Origin of the sequence: Candidatus Syntrophocurvum alkaliphilum, from assembly GCF_009734445.1 — a bacterium.
In the GTDB taxonomy this organism is placed as follows: domain Bacteria; phylum Bacillota; class Syntrophomonadia; order Syntrophomonadales; family Syntrophomonadaceae; genus Syntrophocurvum; species Syntrophocurvum alkaliphilum.
The window spans coordinates 1674912-1691580 of sequence record NZ_CP046457.1 but is presented as its reverse complement, the minus strand read 5'-3'; the positions used below and the strand labels follow the sequence as shown (position 1 = coordinate 1691580).

The window sequence follows — 16669 nt, the reverse complement described above, 5'->3', positions numbered from 1 at the left end:
TTGGATAAGGGCAAGCTCTATGCTATAGGTGTTGGACCTGGGGATCCTGAATTACTAACATTAAAGGCAAAACGGATTTTAGAGGCAGTTGACTATCTTTTTATTCCTGTATCTAGGGAGGACAAAAGAAGTATAGCTTTTTCAATTATTACAAAAGTAGTGAAAAAGGACTGGAAAATTATAGAGGTTCTAGTACCAATGACAAATGACTTGGTTATTTTACAAGAAAGTTGGGATGAAACTGCCAAAAAAATAAGCGAGGTATTAGATCAGGGAAGGGATTGTGCGTATATAACCCTAGGAGACCCTGGGACTTACAGCTCTTTTAGTTATATACATAAATCATTAGTAGCTTTAATGCCTAATTTAAAAGTAGAAATAATTCCTGGTATTACTTCTTATCAAGCTATTTCTGCATGGGTAAATAAACCATTAGTTGAAGGTCAAGAAAATTTAACTATTGTACCAGCAGTACAAAATAGAGAAAAAATATCTACTCAGTTGGATAATTTTGATAATATAGTTTTTTTAAAGGCAGGAAAAAAATATCGGGAAATTGATGAGATACTAAAGCAAAAAGGAATCTCTGCTAGACTTACTTTAGCTAGTAGATTTGGTTTTGAAGATGGGTTTTACACCGAGGACTTAAACGAACTTAATGGTAAGGAATTAGATTACTTGACAAGTTTGTTAGTAAAAAAATGACCAACAGGTATAGAGACACAAGGAAAGGAACAAAGAAGGACGGTTTCTTCCCTTGTGTCTCTGTATAAAGACGTATTTTTAATAATGGGGGAGGGTTATATGATTTATTTTGTAGGAGCAGGTCCTGGAGATCCTGAACTTATTACGGTAAAAGGTAAAAATGCTTTGGAAGCTGCAGACTTAGTAATATACACTGGCTCCTTAATAAATGAAGAGCTTTTAAAGTATTGTCGTAGTGATGCTGAACTAATTAATAGTGCTGGATTGGACCTTGTAGAAATGATTGATTTAATGGAAAAAGCCAATAATGAGGGCAAATATGTTGTGCGCCTACATACTGGTGATCCTAGCTTATATGGGGCTATTGGTGAACAGGCTAATATATTAAGCCAAAAAGACATACCTTTTGAGAATATCCCTGGAGTAAGCTCTTTTTTAGCAGCTGCAGCAAGTGTAAAACGTCAATATACTATACCTGATGGTAGTCAAACTGTGATTATAACACGTATAGAAGGTCGAACACCGGTACCCGAAAAAGAACAATTATCTAAATTAGCTGAGCATCAAGCATCAATGGTCATATTTCTTTCAGTTAGTATGATAGATAACGTAGTAGAAGAGCTCTTGCAAGAATATAAACCAGATACGCCAATAGCGGTAGTAGAAAAAGCATCTTGGCCGGATGAAAGAGTAGTTAAAGGAACATTATCTAATATTGCACAGCTGGTTAAGGAAAACCAAATAACTAAAACAGCTTTAATTTTGGTAGGAGAATTTCTAGAGAAGACTGGTGTATCAAAGCTATACAGTAAGGATTTTGAACATGAATACAGAGCAAGTAAATAACAAAATAACGATATTGTGCTTGAGTGAAAAAGGAGCAAATCTAGGGTTTCAAATTGCTCAAGAATTAGAAAACGCAGATATATATCTACCTAATAGATTGAAACTTATTTATAGAGAATTAGATAATAGTACTAAATTTTTCCATGAATTTAAAGAAACTTTTAGTCAAGCTTTTAAGTCTAGTACTGCTTTGATTTGTATTATGGCTAGTGGAATTGTAGTAAGACACTTAGCACCAATTATAGAATCAAAGCAAAAAGATCCGGCTATTTTAGTTATTGATGAAAAAGGTGAACATATTATAAGTTTACTATCAGGGCATATAGGTGGGGCTAATCACTTAGCAGAGGAAATAGCAAAATTAATAGGGGGTCAAGCCATTATTACAACTTCATCTGATGTGCATAAAAAGCCAGCCTTAGATGTTTTAGGTGTAGAAATGGATGCCTTTATAGAACCTATGTCATTTATAAAGAAATTTTCTCGTTACCTAATTGAGGATGAAACTGTATATATTTATAGTCCATGGGATATAGCAAAAAACTTAAAGAAGGATTTTACTTGGCAGAATTGGTCAATCGAAAACGAAAAAATAAAAGAACCCGCAGTAATAGTAAGCCCTTATATTTTTGAATCTAAAAGTGATGAAATACTTTTAGTTAAACCTCGCAATTTAATAGTAGGGATAGGATTCCGTAAGGGACTTTCGGCAGAAGAAATTCATGATGCTATTGAATCTGTATTTTACAACTTTAATCTAGATTTAAAGTGTATAAAGGCTTTAAGTAGTATTGACTTTAAAACAGAAGAACAAGGACTAAGAAGTGCTGCTAATTTCTTAAACGTGCCGTTGATGTCTGTTTCTAAGGAAGAAATAGCACTTTTAGATGGAAGTTATGAAGCTTCAAAAAGGGTTAAAAATGAAATAGGAGTTGGTGGAGTGTGCGAACCAGCAGCCAAAATATCAGCCGGACAGGGGATAATAGTAGTTCCCAAACAAAAAATGGAGAAAGTAACTATAAGTATAGCAATGGAAAAATCTTGGTGGTGGGATTGGGACCCGGAGATCAAGAATTCTTAGCAGGTAAGACTATAGAAGTTATAAAAATGGCGGATGCAGTTGTAGGTTATAAAAGTTATGTTAAACTTATTGAAAATTTAGTTGAAAATAAAAAAGTAGTTAGTTCTGGCATGAAACAAGAACAAAAAAGAGCCGAGAAAGCAATTGAATTAGCCAATGAAGGTAAAAACGTTGTGGTTGTAAGCAGTGGTGATCCAGGAATTTACGGAATGGCTGGATTATTATTAGAGCTTACTCCACCCAATTTGGAAGTAGAAATAATTCCTGGTATTACGGCAGCATCTGCAGCAGCTTCAATATTAGGAGCACCTCTTATAAATGATTTTGCGGTAGTAAGCTTAAGTGATTTACTTACTCCATGGGAGTTAATTAATAAACGTTTAAATGCTGCAGGACAGGGTGATTTTGCAATAGTTTTATATAACCCACGCAGTCAAGGGCGTAGGGAGCAAATAGAATGGGCTTGTGAAATACTTTTGAAATATAAAGATCCTAAGACTCCAGTAGGCATAGTTCGTAATGCAAAAAGAGGTGAAACAAAAGCAGTTATAACAACATTAGGAAAAATGCTACAAGAAGAAATAGATATGCTAACAACTGTTATTATAGGAAACTCAGACACCAGAATAATAAATGGCAAAATGGTTACAGCAAGAGGATATAAATAATGATTCTGGTATTAGCCGGAACAACTGAAGGGCGAGAAATTTTACTGGAAATAAAAGCACGTGGTTGGCCTTATATTGCATCATTATATAGTGATTATGGAGCTAAAATACTAAGTGAGGTTCATGAAGATAGACTAATAAATGGACCATTAGGAAAAAAAGGTTTAAGTGAACTGGTTATAGAAAAACAAATAAAAGTTATTGTAGATACTACTCATCCATTTGCAACTGAAATAAGCCAAAATGCTATTAATACAGCTAAACAACTAAAGTTACCTTATATTAGACTAGAAAGAAAACAATTTGATATTAAGGAGAGTTCTTTAGTAAAAAAGATACATTCATTAGAAGAAATTAAACCATATTTGTTAAATGAACTCACTGTTTTTAGCACCTTAGGGTCTAATAGTTTACCTGCTTTAATTCCTATAATTAAAAGTAAAAATGCAAAATTATTTATAAGAGTAATCCCCAATTCACAAATATTAAAACAATGTGAAAAATTAGGCCTAAACAAGAATCAAATAATTGCTAAACAGGGACCGTTTAGTATAGAAGATAATATGAAAATGTTTAAACATGTAAACGCAAATCTAATTCTTAGTAAAGAAAGCGGAGTAGAAGGCGGCTTAGACACTAAAATAGCTGCTGCTAAAGCCTTAAAAACTCCTCATTTAATTTTAGCAAGACCTAACATAAATTATCCAATAGCCTACAATTCCTATGAAGATGTAATTAAGTACTTAAGTAACATATATTGACATTGAATTTTGAAGGTGACAGCACCGAAAGGGGAGAGAATTGTGAAAGAAGGAATTATTTTATTAGGGCATGGTAGTCGGAGAAAAGAAGCTAATGAAGAAATAAGACAGATTACTGAACTTTTTAAAAAGAACAACAACGACAAGGTATATGAAACTGCATTTTTATCAAATGCAAAACCCGACATGGAGGAAGCTGCTGATATTTTAGTAAGTAAAGGTATAGAGAAAATAGTTATGATGCCAGTTTTCTTAGTAGAAGGAATACATATCAAAGAAGATATTCCTGAAGTTATTGAAAAATTAAAAAACAAGTATCCAAATATAGAATTTCTTATAGCTAAACACATTGGTCCTCATCCTAGTTTAGTAAATATTGTTCAAGAAAGAATTGATGAAGCGGCAGGAAGCTAAATACAAAAGATGTTAAAGTGGGTGAACTTATGGAAATAATTTGGAATCCTTTTGCAATAGAAAAGAAGAGTATGGAGATAGTTGATGAACTATTAGAAAATGCTCCTGAATTTCCACCAGATCAAAAAGCTATTATAAAAAGAATTGTCCATGCTACTGGAGATCCTGATCTAGTTAACAATATAGTATTTCATCCAGATGCGATCAATGAAGGAATAGAAGCCTTACAAAACAAATCTAATATTTTTGTTGATGTTAATATGCTAAAGGCTGGTATTTCATTAAATGAACTACAAAAATATGGTGGTTCGGTAGTTTGTTCAATTGCTGATGAATATATTAAACAGATTGCCAAAGATTTAAATACCAGTAGAGCTGCGGCAGCTATAAGAAGTCATTCGGGAGAATTAAATGGAGCGATTATAGCTATTGGTAATGCTCCTACTGCATTATTTGAAGTATTGCAAATGGCTGAGGAAGGAATCAAGCCAGCTTTAATTATTGGAACTCCAGTAGGTTTCGTAGGGGCAAAAGAATCAAAAGAAATGTTAATAGAGCAGAATAATATACCATTTATAACCGTTACTGGGACAAGGGGTGGAAGTCCTATAGCTGCTGCTGTTATGAACGCTATTCTGCGTTTAGGAGGAAACAATAATGCATGAAACAATTATGTTTATTGGAGGAAGCAGTAGTGGAAAGAGCAGTTTAGCAGAAAAAAAGACAGCTGAATACGCTCATCAATTAAATATTCCTGTGTATTATATCGCTACAGGTATTCAATGTGATGAAGAATTTTTAAATCGAATAGAAAAACATAAAGCTAGAAGACCAAGTAGTTGGAAAACGATTGAAGAACCCTTAAGCTTATATGAAGTTTTCCATTCTAAAAAGGATGAAGAGGCAATATTCCTACTTGATGGAATAGGTACTTGGGTTACAAACCTAATGTATCATATAGGCTCTATAGAATCATTTGATTGGAATAAAGAGAAAGAAACCCTTTTTTACAATCAACTTAATTTATTTCTTAAGGTTCTCAAACAAATAAAAGGTATTGTTATTATTGTAGCTGATGAAGTAGGGATGGATGTAGTTCCTATAAGTAAAGAAGCAAGAGTATTTAGAGATTTAAATGGAATTACTAATCAACACCTAGCTGATATAGTAGATGATGCATACTTTATAGTAAGTGGTCTTTCTCTTAAACTAAAATAAACAAAATGATGGGGAATACACGGGGAAGGTTTGACTATATCTTATAGTCGAACCTTCCCCGTGTGTTCCTGTTAATATATCTTATTTTTATATTGAAATAACACTAATTGATATGCGATACTAATTAGGAATTAATTGCATGAGGTGAGTCATGAATTATAAAGAGTTATATCGTAGAAAAGTTGTTTCTGTTGAGGAGGCTTTACAAGAGATTAAAAGTCATCATGAAGTTGTTTGTGGATTAGCAGCCTGTGAACCTGTTGCACTTTTAAGTGAATTACATACTATCAAAGACAGGGTGGAGGATGTATCAGTTGTAACGGCCCTTTTAATGGGTAAATATGAATTTTATATGAATCCTGAAATGAAAGGACACTTTTTATTAAACAACTGGTTTTATACTGATGGACCCAGAGAGGCGCACTCTTTAGGTACTGTTTCTTATGTTCCAATGCAATTGCATCAGTTTAGTAGTAAACGCTTGGCTTATAGAAAACCAAATGTTTTCTTAGGCTGTGCTTCACCAATGGATAAACATGGTTATGTATCCTTATCACTAAGTACGGTAATGGAAAAAGATATTATAGAAAATTCCGATTTGGTAATACTAGAAACAAATCCAAATCTTCCAAGAACCTTTGGGGATACACATGTTCATATTTCTGAGATTGATTATATAGTAGAAACTGATAGAAGCATACCAGAATTACCTGCAATGAAAATAGATGAAAAGGACCATATAATTGGTTCATATGTTGCAGACCTTATAGAAGATGGATCTACTATTCAAATAGGTTTAGGTAGTATTCCGGGTGCAGTAGCATTAAGTCTTAGTCACAAAAAGGATTTGGGTGTTCATACTGAGATGTTAACTGATTGTATATTAGATCTATATGAGGCTGGTGCTATAACTAATAGGCGAAAAACCTTATGGAAGGACAAAATTATAACTGGATTAGCACTAGGGAGCCGTCGTTTATATGACTTTTTAGATGATAATATGCTAGTAGAATTTCATCGTTCTAGTGTAGTTAATGATCCTAGAGTTATTGCTAAAAATAACAAAATGGTTTCAATTAATTCAGCTCTCCAAATGGATTTAACCGGTCAATGCTGTGCTGAATCAGTTGGAGCACGGCAGTTTAGTGGAACTGGTGGACATAAAGAGTTTGCTAATGGTTCGCAGGAATCACTAGGAGGAAAGTCAATATTGGCATTCCATTCATCAACTAAAAAGGACACTATTTCTAGGATAGTTCCTTTGTTTGAGGAAGGTACTATAGTTACAACCTCAAGGGTAGATGTAGACTATATAGTTACTGAATATGGAGTAGCCTGTTTAAGGGGTAGGTCAGTACAGGAAAGGGTTAAAGAGTTAATTAATATTGCTCACCCAAATTTTAGAGACTACTTAAGAAGTGAAGCAAAGAGAAAACTAATATGGTAAAGGTTGTCCTTGAGACAGCCTTATTTATTTAAAGGGGGAAAAATTTTTGGTTAAGGTTGCCTGCATTAGATGTGATAATTATGAAGTTGAGCAGGTAAATAATGCTGTTAAAAAAGGGTTTGATTTAATAGGTGGTCACAAAATTTTCTTAGAAGGAGAAAAAATTATATTAAAACCAAACCTGTTAGCCCCTGAGCCTCCAGAAAAATGTGTAACAACTCATCCGTACGTATTTCAAGCAGTTGGTAATGTGCTCAAAGACTGTGGTGTGAAATTAAGTTATGGTGATTCACCTGCTTTAGGAAGTCCTGAAAAAGCAGCTAAAAAAACAGGAATTAAAGCTGTAGCAGATCAATTAGGTATGAAATTAGCTGATTTTGAAAGTGGTAAGGAGTGCTCTTTTTTAGAAGGACAACAAAACAAGATATTCACTATTGCTAATGGAGTTTTAGAAAGCGATGGTTTGGTAAGTATTTCTAAGCTCAAAACTCATGGCCTAACTGCAATGACAGGAGCAATAAAGAACCAGTTTGGCTGTATTCCTGGTTTATTAAAGGGTGAATTTCATGTAAGGCTTCCTCAAGTAAATGAGTTTGCCCGAATGTTAGTAGATCTAAATATGCTATTAAACCCGAGATTATACATAATGGATGGAATTATGGCCATGGAAGGTAATGGTCCTAGGGGTGGGACTCCACGCCCAATGAATGTGATTTTGCTTTCTACTGATCCTGTGGCCTTAGATTCATGTGTTTGTAGATTAATTGGAATACGTCCAGAAGTAAATCCTTTGCTTATATGGGGTGAAAGGCATGGATTAGGAAAATATCGTGCTGAAGAAATTGATATTGTGGGTGATTCTTTAGACGAATTTGTACAAAACAACTTTAATCAGGCAAATAAAAGCATAGCATTTAATTTAACTCAAAGTCGATTGAGAAACCATGTTATTTCTAGACCAGAAATAAAAAATGAGAACTGCATAAAATGTGGAATTTGTATAAAGATGTGTCCAGTAAAACCTTCAGCAGTAGATTGGCAAGAGGAAGAAAAGTCTTTACCCCCTTTATATTATTACGATCGCTGTATCAGATGTTACTGTTGTCAAGAGTTGTGTCCTGAAGGAGCAATAGAATTAAAAATGCCTTTATTGGGTAAAGTTTTTTCAAAGTTTATGAGAAGATAATTAATAGAACAATTTTGATTTTGCTGCAAAAAGTAACTACAACAAACTTAAGGCTGAACAAACATGTTTACCTAAGTCCTTAAGTAGCAAGGTGTGGTGAATGATCGCGGCTAAGTATAAATAATAAATCATTTTAGATAATAAGTGCTAAGCTAAAATGGAGATAAAGATAGTTTAACTGAGTAAAGTAGAATTACCTGATGTTAAGCTTTTTTTATGCCTAATGTTATAAAAAATGGAAGAAGAATGTTTTCATATGTATTTAGTTCCATTACAATAAATATTAAGGATTATAGTTAAATTAAAGCCATTTTGGAAAGCATAAACAGTAGAAATTCTAAATTGTTGAAGGAGGAATATGTATGCTAGATTTTACTTTTCAAAATCCAGCTAAAATTTTATTCGGTAAAGATCAAGTTCCTAAAGTAGGAAAGGAAGTAAAGAAGTTTTCTGAGCGTATATTATTAGTTTATGGTGGAGGAAGTATTAAACGATCAGGACTTTATGATGAGGTTACTCAAATTCTTAAAGAAAATGGTGTGCACTATGAAGAGCTTCCCGGTGTTCAGGCTAATCCACGCATAACTAGTGTAAGAGAAGGTATAAGGCTTTGTAGAGAAAATAATTTAGACTTGGTTTTAGCTGTTGGTGGAGGTAGCACTATTGATTGTGCTAAAGCAATTGCATGTGGATTTTACCATGATGGGGATCCATGGGACTTTTTTATACGCAAAGCTAGAGTGACTAATGCATTACCCATAGGGGTAATTTTAACTTTAGCTGCAACCGGTTCAGAGATGAACGGTAATACAGTAATAAATAATGATGACACTATGGATAAGAAAGGAATAGGTAGTCCTAGGTTAGTGCCTAAGTTTTCAATTCTTGATCCTACATATACCTTTACAGTCCCTGCTAACCAAACTGCTGCTGGTGTAGTAGATATTATAAGTCATATTTTTGAAACATACTTTAGTGCTAATAATGATGCATATTTGCAGGATAGAATGTGTGAAGCAGTGATAAAAACATGTATTCACTATGGCCCCATAGCATTAAAAGAACCTGAAAATTATGAGGCTAGAGCAAATTTAATGTGGGCGAGTACTGTAGCTTTAAATGGCTTATTGAGTACAGGTAAACGAACTGATTGGGCTACTCATATGATAGAACACGAAGTAAGTGCGATTTATGATATGACCCATGGGTTAGGGTTAGCTATTTTAACTCCATATTGGATGGAGTATGTATTAGATGATAGTACTGTAGAAAAACTAGCTGATTATGCTAGAAATGTTTGGGGTGTATCTGGGCAAGATAATTATGAAGTAGCTAGAGAGGGTATTAGAAACACTCAGGAATTTTTTAAATCTTTAGGATTATCTACTACGCTTAAAGAAGAGGGTGTAAAGGAAGAGTCTTTAGAAACTATGGCTAAGAAAGCTACTGAATATGGTCCTTTAGGTAATTTCAAAAAACTAGAAACTAGTGATGTATTAGAAATACTCAAAAAAGCCTATGCATAATAGATAAATCTATTTAGGCCAAACAGCTTAAAGTTGTTTGGCCTAAATTTATATAGAGAGTATTGGAGGGGCGTTTATTGAGCTTAAATGAGTTGGTTTTTAGATTTATTGCGGGAGGAGTAGTAATAGTTTTAATAAGTCTTTTGGGTAAAAGTAAGAATGAATTTTTAGCTGGAATAGCAGTTCTTTTTCCTATAGTTACTGTAGTTGGATATTATTTTTTAAGCTTTACATCTGAGCCTCAAATATTACAAAAGCAAGTACAATTTAGTCTGCTTGCCTTACCAGCTGTTTTAGGGTTTTTACTAGCTTTGTATTTTACAATTCATAGGTTACCTATTGTTTATTCTCTTATTGCTGGAATATTAGTGTGGAGTGCTATAGCAGTACCGGCAGCGTTATTAGGTAGTAGGTTTTTGCGTTGATTTTATATATATTTGCTAATTGGAAAGTTATTGTATAACCTTTATGCTTGAAAAGCATAATAAATCATATAATGGGAGGTAGTAATTATGGATTTCATTTTAACTAGACGTAGTATTAGAAAATATACTGATCAACCGGTGTCAGATGAAAAGATTAATTACTTACTAAAAGCGGCAATGAGTGCTCCTTCAGCAGGGAATGGGCAGCCATGGCACTTTATCGTTATAAAAGATAAAGAAAAATTAAATAAAATAATTGATTATCACCAAAATGCGAAAATGTTAACAGAAGCTAGTGTAGCTATATTAGTATGTGCTGACTTAAGTACAAACAAATATGAGGTGGATTATTGGGTACAGGATTGTGCAGCTGCAACTCAAAATATATTACTGGCTGCACATAAAGAAGGATTAGGGGGAGTATGGCTAGGTGTATACCCAAGAAAGGAAAGAGTAAAAGCCTTACAAAAACTATTTAATATGCCTGAACATGCTGTTCCAATTTCATTAGTATCTTTAGGCTATCCAGCAGAAGAAAAAGGCCCATCTGATAGATATGATACCAACAGAGTGCATATAAATACTTGGTGATTTTAATAGATTATAAATCAATTTACTGAAGCTATAGCAAACAATAGATGTCCCAGTAAAGGGGGGATTTGGTGCAAAACAATGACCTTTATGTTATATACGGAGACCAACCAAAAAAAATGATAATGCATTTGCTTGATGATATAAAAGTTGCAGATGAAATACCTAAGGATAGTTTAATTGGAATTAAGCCTAATTTAGTATTGGCCAAACCAGCAACATCTGGAGCAACAACTTCTCCAGAAATAATTGCAGGGACCATAGAATACTTACAGTCAGAAGGATTTAAAAATATAATTATATTAGAAAGCTCATGGATAGGAGATAGTACAGTAAGATCATTTAGAGTTTGTGGATATGAAGATATTGCGCAAAAATATGGAGTGGAGTTAGTAGATCTTAAAAAAGATAGTAGTAATGTTTTTGAAGTAGGGGATATATCTTTTGATGTTTGCAGTAAAATGCTTAAATTAGATTATATGATTAATGTCCCTGTTTTAAAGGGACATTGTCAGACCAACATGACCTGTGCCTTAAAGAACATAAAGGGGTGTATACCGGATAGGGAAAAACGTAGATTCCATACCTTAGGCTTACACAAACCCATTGCATATTTAAATAAAGTTATAGAAACAGACTTGGTAATTGTTGATGGCATAATGGGAGATTTGTGCTATGAAGAAGGTGGAACACCAGTAACGATGAATCGTATTATCATAGGAAAGGATCCTGTATTAGTAGATTCTTTTGTTGCTGAAATAATGGGGTATGAGTTAGAGGATGTCCCTTATATAGAAATTGCTGAGGAAATAGGTGTTGGTATTAGTGACCTTAATAATGCTAATATAACTGAGTACAATAAAGATGAAAAAATAAGAAATATTGATCCACCTAGAAGCATAAAACATTTAACTGAACATATTGAAGAAAAAGAAGCCTGTTCTGCATGCTATGGTAGCCTTGTTCATGCTTTAGATAGATTACATAATCAAGGTTTGTTAAATAAACTCGAAGGCAAAATACATATTGGTCAAGGATTTAAGGATAGTCAATGTGAAGGTTTAGGTGTGGGAAAATGTACAGAAAATTTTAGTAATCATATTAAAGGATGTCCCCCTAAAGCAAGGGATATAATAAAATTTATAAAAAAATAGGAAAATTGTGTTGAATAGAACAATAATTATCTTTTTATTATTTGCATTTACTCTTTATTATTCAATTAAACATTCTTTTTGATTTGCAAAATAAAAAGGAAGCTCTTTTTAAGGCTATGAGCTTCCTGACAATAAATTATAAGGTTATCTTCTGCGTTGTAATTTAGGTTTTTTTACAGATGTTTTTTTCCTAGCTTTAACTTTAGATTTTTTTCCCATTTTTGGTTCAGGTAATGATATAAAATTACATCCTGCCGCACTAAAAGCTATTGTTGCAGGATCTGCTTGTTCATTGAATGCAACATTTACTGAAACTCCTAAACCCCAATTTAAGGCAACTAATGCTGGATCAATACGAATAGTATCAAAATCCTGTTGGGTATGGTGAAAGTCAAATTTTTCAATAAGTGTTTCCCCATCATAAAGATTTACTGCTTTAATATAAACATTTTCTGATTGGGTTTTGAAACGAATAAATACAGCTGCTATTTTTAATTGTTTATTATCCATAATAACTGGACTTGGTATCGCAAATTGAAACCAATTTGTTGTTCCAGGCTGACCCTCAATCAAAGCATAAGCGTTAGTTCGTTGTATACTTAAAAGCCTTTCAGGATACTTAACTTCTAAACTATGCCCATGAATCCATAAGGATGTAGTTTTCATACGTTTAACTCCTTTTCTGGTGTTTTTATTATTAATATGATAATTTTATTAATAATGTTACTGTTTATAGGAGTTTAAATAATAGCACTAATATAAATTCCCTTCAAAACCGCGATTAAACCAGTTCCACAGTTCAACTTCACCTAAGGCAGGGGAATGCACGGTATCTAAATCACGTAATTTTAAAAGTTCCTTGGTTGGACCAGTTACCACCACACCATATACTTCAATACCGTTTTCTTTTACATAATCATATTTTTCAGTTAACCTAAGATCATTAGGATTGCCTCGGTATATTTTCTTGGCTAAATCTTCATTTTCAATTAAAGTTTCTAAAGAACTAAGGAAATACTCTTCTCTAAATTCATCATTTAATGTAAGAGGCTTAGTTTCAACTACTTCTTCTACACCTCCTATATGATTTGTTTGAGAAACTATTTTTTTCTCTCCACCGATAATCATCATATTTCTAGAGTAATCTGGCATACCCCAAGCTCCACGGAATGCAGTTAATGGTTCTGGGTGGTCTTTGTATCTACTTTGACTTTCAATTCCAGTTGATATTGCATACCAGGTTATATCCAAATCATAATCTTCTAGTAGCATTTTAACCTCTTCAATAGTATAGGTTTGTAAAAATGAAACTGACATTTCGGCTACAGTACCTTCAGGTAAGATATCAAGTGCATTCCATATCTCATCTGAATCATAAACAACTTGTTTAGTGTTACTAAGTTTTAAGTTATCAAGCTGTGAATTATTTTGGCTTGTAATTTGGCTTGGATGATAAAAATGCAAGTAATTTTGATATGAATCATCTTTCCAATTCCACTCAGTAGCAATACCTGATAATAATTGATTTATATTTAAGTGTCCGATAATATAAGTTTTCTTACCAATTCTTTTCTCTAAAGCGTATTCACCTTGGGCAACAAAATAGGGCTTTATCTCCACACTACTATGTCCGAAGCCTGCTCTAGAAAAGTGTATATTCATTGGTCTAAAAGTAAGTGGCATATTCACATTTGGAAAAGTAAACTCAGTTAATAAAGCTGCTGTTTGCTGTGCTTTAAATAATCTGCCTTGTTCTCCACCCACATTAAAGTAGAAGCTAGATAAAAAGCTTCCTGCGATATTGAATAGAATAAAAAGCAGGAGTAAAAATACAGTTATACTAAAGCGGTTTTTATATTTTGCCCTACGTAAAATCTTTTTTTGTTTTTTTTCATCTAAAATGTTTTCAGAATTATGGGTATCAATCTTAGGTATTTGTATTTTGTCATCTTCTAGTGACTTATTTAATGATTCCTGACAATTAGTACATATTTCTAAGTGTTCTTCTATTGTCTTTTCCTCTTCTGCGGTTAATTTACCATTAAGATAGTTATTCTTTAACTGCTCAAATTCTTTACAATTCATCTTTCATCACCTCTCTTACTTTTTGCCTTGCTCTAAATAAGGTTGTTTTTACATTAGAAATATTAATATTTAGTATTTTAGAGATATCCTCATACGTAAAGTCATAGTAGTCACGCAACAATATAACTTGTCGGCTTTTTTCGGGTAAGCTATTTATAACTTCAAACCACTTATTAATCTGTTCTTGCTTTAAGTAATGTTCTTCAGGTCCTAAGTCAAAATCTTTATTTAATTTTGCTAAAACTTGTGGGTCTGTTTGTACTTGCCTTTTTTCTTTTCGATACCAGTCAATATACGCGTTATGAGCTACTCTAAAAAGCCATGGCCTAACTTTTTCACCTTGATAAGACTCTAAAAATTCGTATGCCTTTATAAAGGTGTCTTGTACTAAATCTTCTGCAATTTGAGGGTGGCTAGAAAGTTGCAACAGGTAACGATATATTTCATTCATATGGTGTCGATAAACATCTTCTAATGAACCTGCTTTCATTTCCGCCCTCCTTTACTAAAATAACGTTTTAAAAGTAAAAAAGTTACATAACCAAAAAAAAAAATAATTTATATAATTATAATGTTACTACAATTAAGGGAAAGTAAGGGTAAAGAAAAAACTGGTGATTTAGTCTTTAAAAAGTTACTTGTTTCTAATTTTTCTTAATAATTATTAATATTTTGTAAATTAAATAATTAACATGTCACAAAAACAAAAATTTAATATAAAATTATAAATTGGATGATTATTTATTTTAAGATAGAGATGGTTTTAAAGTTATAGAAGGTTGATTTTTTAGGAGGTAGTAATGGATATCTCAATACGCGACGTTTTGTTCGCTTTTGTTGGTGGTTTAGGGCTATTTTTATTTGGTTTAAGATTTATGTCTGAAGCTTTGCAATCTGTTGCCGGGGATAGAATGCGCAGTATTTTAGAGCAAGGTACTAAAAGTCCTATTAGAGGAGTGATAACTGGAGCTATTGTAACTGCTTTAATTCAGAGTAGTAGTGCTACTATTGTTCTTACTGTTGGTCTAGTTAATGCACAGTTACTAACCCTAAGACAGGCAATAGGTGTAATAATGGGGGCTAATATTGGTACTACATTAACCGCTTATTTAATTGGTTTGGATTTAAAAGAGTATGCATTGCCTATAATTTCAATTGGGGTTTTAACATTTCTATTTGCAAAGCAAAAAAGAGCTCAGTTAATTGGACAAGCTATTTTTGGTTTTGGTTTAATCTTTTTTGGTCTAACAATTATGGGAGATGGTATGAGTCCACTTAAAGACTGGGAAATATTTACTAACCTTATGATGAGTATAGATAACAATTCTCTTATAGGTGTTTTCATAGGAATGGTTTTTACATTTGTAGTCCAGAGTAGTAGTGCTACAATAGGGGTTCTGCAAGAATTAGCTTACCAAGGTGCTGTAACCTATCAACAAGCAATACCTATCTTATTTGGAGACAATATAGGTACTACTATTACTGCTTTATTAGCAGCTATTGGTGCAAGTGTTGCAGCGAGAAGAGCAGCAGTAACCCACTTTTTATTTAATTTAACAGGAACCTTAATTTTCCTTCCATTATTTGCTTTAGGGATATTTGAAAAAATGGTGGTATTATTTACCAACTACTTTTTTGCCATTTTACCAGATTCGGTTGGTGTATGGGAAACACTTAACATAAAATTACAGATAGCTCAGACCCATGCAGTTTTTAATCTTAGTAATATGTTAATCCATCTACCACTTGTAACTATTTTAGCTTTAATAGTTACTAAAGTTATCCCAGGTAAAGAAGAAGAAGAAGCATATGAATACAAAACTAAATTTATTGATAAACGATTCTTGAACAATCCTGCAGTTGCATTGGCTCAGGCTACACGTGAAACAGTTCGTATGGGCAAACTTGCAAGAGAAGCCTTTACAAATGCAATTGATTATTTAAAAACGAGAAATAAGGCATTAGTAGTTAAAGGTATGGAATTAGAAGATATTGTTGATGCTTTAGAACGAGATATTACTGATTATGTTGTATTAGCATCTCAAAAGCCTTTATCAAGAGAAGATTCAAATTATGCTTATGTAATATTACAGTCACTTAATCATATTGAGCGTATTGCTGATCTATGTGAAAACATTATTAATCAGTCGGATTATGCAACTAAACACAATGTTGAGTTTTCGGGTGAAGCCAAGGAAGAATTAAACACTATGATAGAGCTTACTAATGAAACCTTAAATTTAACTTTAATAGCTCTTGAAAGACGCGATAAAGCTATGGCAAGGCGTGTTAATCAAAATGAGCAAATTATGGACAAAATGCAAATAGACTATAGAAAAAATCACATAAGAAGACTGAATGAAGGAATATGTAATGGAAATAATGGTGCAGTTTTCTTAGATATATTAGGTAACTTAGAAAGAATTACTGATCATTGTAAAAACATTACTCAATATATTATGGGGGAGGCTTAAATTTATTAATCAAATAAACGAACAAAAGTATTAGATAAAGACAAAATATTTAAGTATTTTCTGGTATATTTCGATATTTATTTATATA

Annotated in this window: 18 protein-coding genes; 15 read left to right on the top strand and 3 right to left on the bottom strand. The window is 32.9% G+C overall.

Features of this window, described 5'->3' with window-relative positions; all coding sequences use genetic code 11:
- The 14 genes from cobI (at position 1) to SYNTR_RS08140 (ending at position 12022) form a co-directional block, all read left to right on the top strand.
- Positions 1 to 705 (top strand): precorrin-2 C(20)-methyltransferase, encoded by a 705-nt coding sequence (gene cobI, locus SYNTR_RS08205; protein WP_197079066.1) that lies wholly within the window; start codon positions 1 to 3, stop codon positions 703 to 705.
- Between the two features lie 99 nt (positions 706 to 804).
- Positions 805 to 1551 (top strand): precorrin-4 C(11)-methyltransferase, encoded by a 747-nt coding sequence (cobM, locus tag SYNTR_RS08200; protein WP_156204057.1) that lies wholly within the window; start codon positions 805 to 807, stop codon positions 1549 to 1551.
- A gap of 19 nt (positions 1552 to 1570) precedes the next feature.
- Entirely contained in the window at positions 1571 to 2632 is a 1062-nt protein-coding gene (locus SYNTR_RS08195; RefSeq protein WP_197079065.1) for a cobalt-precorrin 5A hydrolase, read from the top strand.
- Positions 2596 to 3300 (top strand): precorrin-3B C(17)-methyltransferase, encoded by a 705-nt coding sequence (cobJ, locus tag SYNTR_RS08190; protein ID WP_243140165.1) that lies wholly within the window; start codon positions 2596 to 2598, stop codon positions 3298 to 3300. Before SYNTR_RS08195 ends, cobJ begins: the two co-directional genes overlap by 37 nt.
- The gene (gene cobK, locus SYNTR_RS08185; protein WP_156204054.1) at positions 3300 to 4061 is read left to right on the top strand and encodes a precorrin-6A reductase; all 762 of its coding nucleotides are present in this window, start codon (positions 3300 to 3302) and stop codon (positions 4059 to 4061) included. Before cobJ ends, cobK begins: the two co-directional genes overlap by 1 nt.
- Before the next feature lie 42 nt (positions 4062 to 4103).
- Complete coding sequence (locus SYNTR_RS08180) at positions 4104 to 4475, top strand: sirohydrochlorin chelatase (RefSeq protein ID WP_197079064.1); 372 nt, start codon at positions 4104 to 4106, stop codon at positions 4473 to 4475.
- 29 nt (positions 4476 to 4504) lie between these two features.
- Entirely contained in the window at positions 4505 to 5140 is a 636-nt protein-coding gene (locus SYNTR_RS08175) for a precorrin-8X methylmutase (RefSeq protein WP_156204052.1), read from the top strand.
- Positions 5133 to 5693 (top strand): bifunctional adenosylcobinamide kinase/adenosylcobinamide-phosphate guanylyltransferase, encoded by a 561-nt coding sequence (gene cobU, locus SYNTR_RS08170; RefSeq protein ID WP_156204051.1) that lies wholly within the window; start codon positions 5133 to 5135, stop codon positions 5691 to 5693. Before SYNTR_RS08175 ends, cobU begins: the two co-directional genes overlap by 8 nt.
- 151 nt (positions 5694 to 5844) lie before the next feature.
- A complete protein-coding gene (locus SYNTR_RS08165; protein WP_156204050.1) occupies positions 5845 to 7140 on the top strand; it encodes an acetyl-CoA hydrolase/transferase family protein in 1296 nt (431 codons plus the stop codon).
- 46 nt (positions 7141 to 7186) lie between these two features.
- Positions 7187 to 8326, top strand: coding sequence for a DUF362 domain-containing protein (locus SYNTR_RS08160; protein WP_156204049.1), 1140 nt, complete (start codon positions 7187 to 7189; stop codon positions 8324 to 8326).
- A 362-nt stretch (positions 8327 to 8688) separates the two neighbouring features.
- Positions 8689 to 9852, top strand: a complete 1164-nt coding sequence (locus SYNTR_RS08155; RefSeq protein ID WP_156204048.1) for an iron-containing alcohol dehydrogenase — start codon at positions 8689 to 8691, stop codon at positions 9850 to 9852.
- A 77-nt stretch (positions 9853 to 9929) separates the two neighbouring features.
- Positions 9930 to 10277, top strand: coding sequence for a GlpM family protein (locus tag SYNTR_RS08150; protein ID WP_197079063.1), 348 nt, complete (start codon positions 9930 to 9932; stop codon positions 10275 to 10277).
- Positions 10278 to 10364: 87 nt separating this feature from the next.
- On the top strand, positions 10365 to 10868 hold the full coding sequence (locus SYNTR_RS08145) for a nitroreductase family protein (RefSeq protein WP_156204046.1): 504 nt from the start codon (positions 10365 to 10367) through the stop codon (positions 10866 to 10868).
- A 71-nt stretch (positions 10869 to 10939) separates the two neighbouring features.
- A complete protein-coding gene (locus SYNTR_RS08140; RefSeq protein WP_156204045.1) occupies positions 10940 to 12022 on the top strand; it encodes a DUF362 domain-containing protein in 1083 nt (360 codons plus the stop codon).
- Between the two features lie 144 nt (positions 12023 to 12166).
- Here SYNTR_RS08140 and SYNTR_RS08135 read toward each other — a convergent pair whose 3' ends face one another.
- The 3 genes from SYNTR_RS08135 to SYNTR_RS08125 form a co-directional block, all read right to left on the bottom strand.
- Positions 12167 to 12688 (bottom strand): DUF6623 family protein, encoded by a 522-nt coding sequence (locus SYNTR_RS08135; RefSeq protein WP_156204044.1) that lies wholly within the window; start codon positions 12686 to 12688, stop codon positions 12167 to 12169.
- 87 nt (positions 12689 to 12775) lie between these two features.
- Positions 12776 to 14107 carry an anti-sigma factor C-terminal domain-containing protein gene (locus tag SYNTR_RS08130; RefSeq protein ID WP_156204736.1) on the bottom strand — a complete coding sequence of 444 codons (1332 nt, stop codon included), beginning with the start codon at positions 14105 to 14107 and terminating at the stop codon, positions 12776 to 12778.
- Complete coding sequence (locus SYNTR_RS08125) at positions 14097 to 14597, bottom strand: RNA polymerase sigma factor (protein WP_156204043.1); 501 nt, start codon at positions 14595 to 14597, stop codon at positions 14097 to 14099. Before SYNTR_RS08125 ends, SYNTR_RS08130 begins: the two co-directional genes overlap by 11 nt.
- Before the next feature lie 310 nt (positions 14598 to 14907).
- Here SYNTR_RS08125 and SYNTR_RS08120 point away from each other — a divergent pair, with 310 nt between their 5' ends.
- Positions 14908 to 16581 (top strand): Na/Pi cotransporter family protein, encoded by a 1674-nt coding sequence (locus SYNTR_RS08120; RefSeq protein WP_243140164.1) that lies wholly within the window; start codon positions 14908 to 14910, stop codon positions 16579 to 16581.
- Positions 16582 to 16669: the final 88 nt, after the last annotated feature.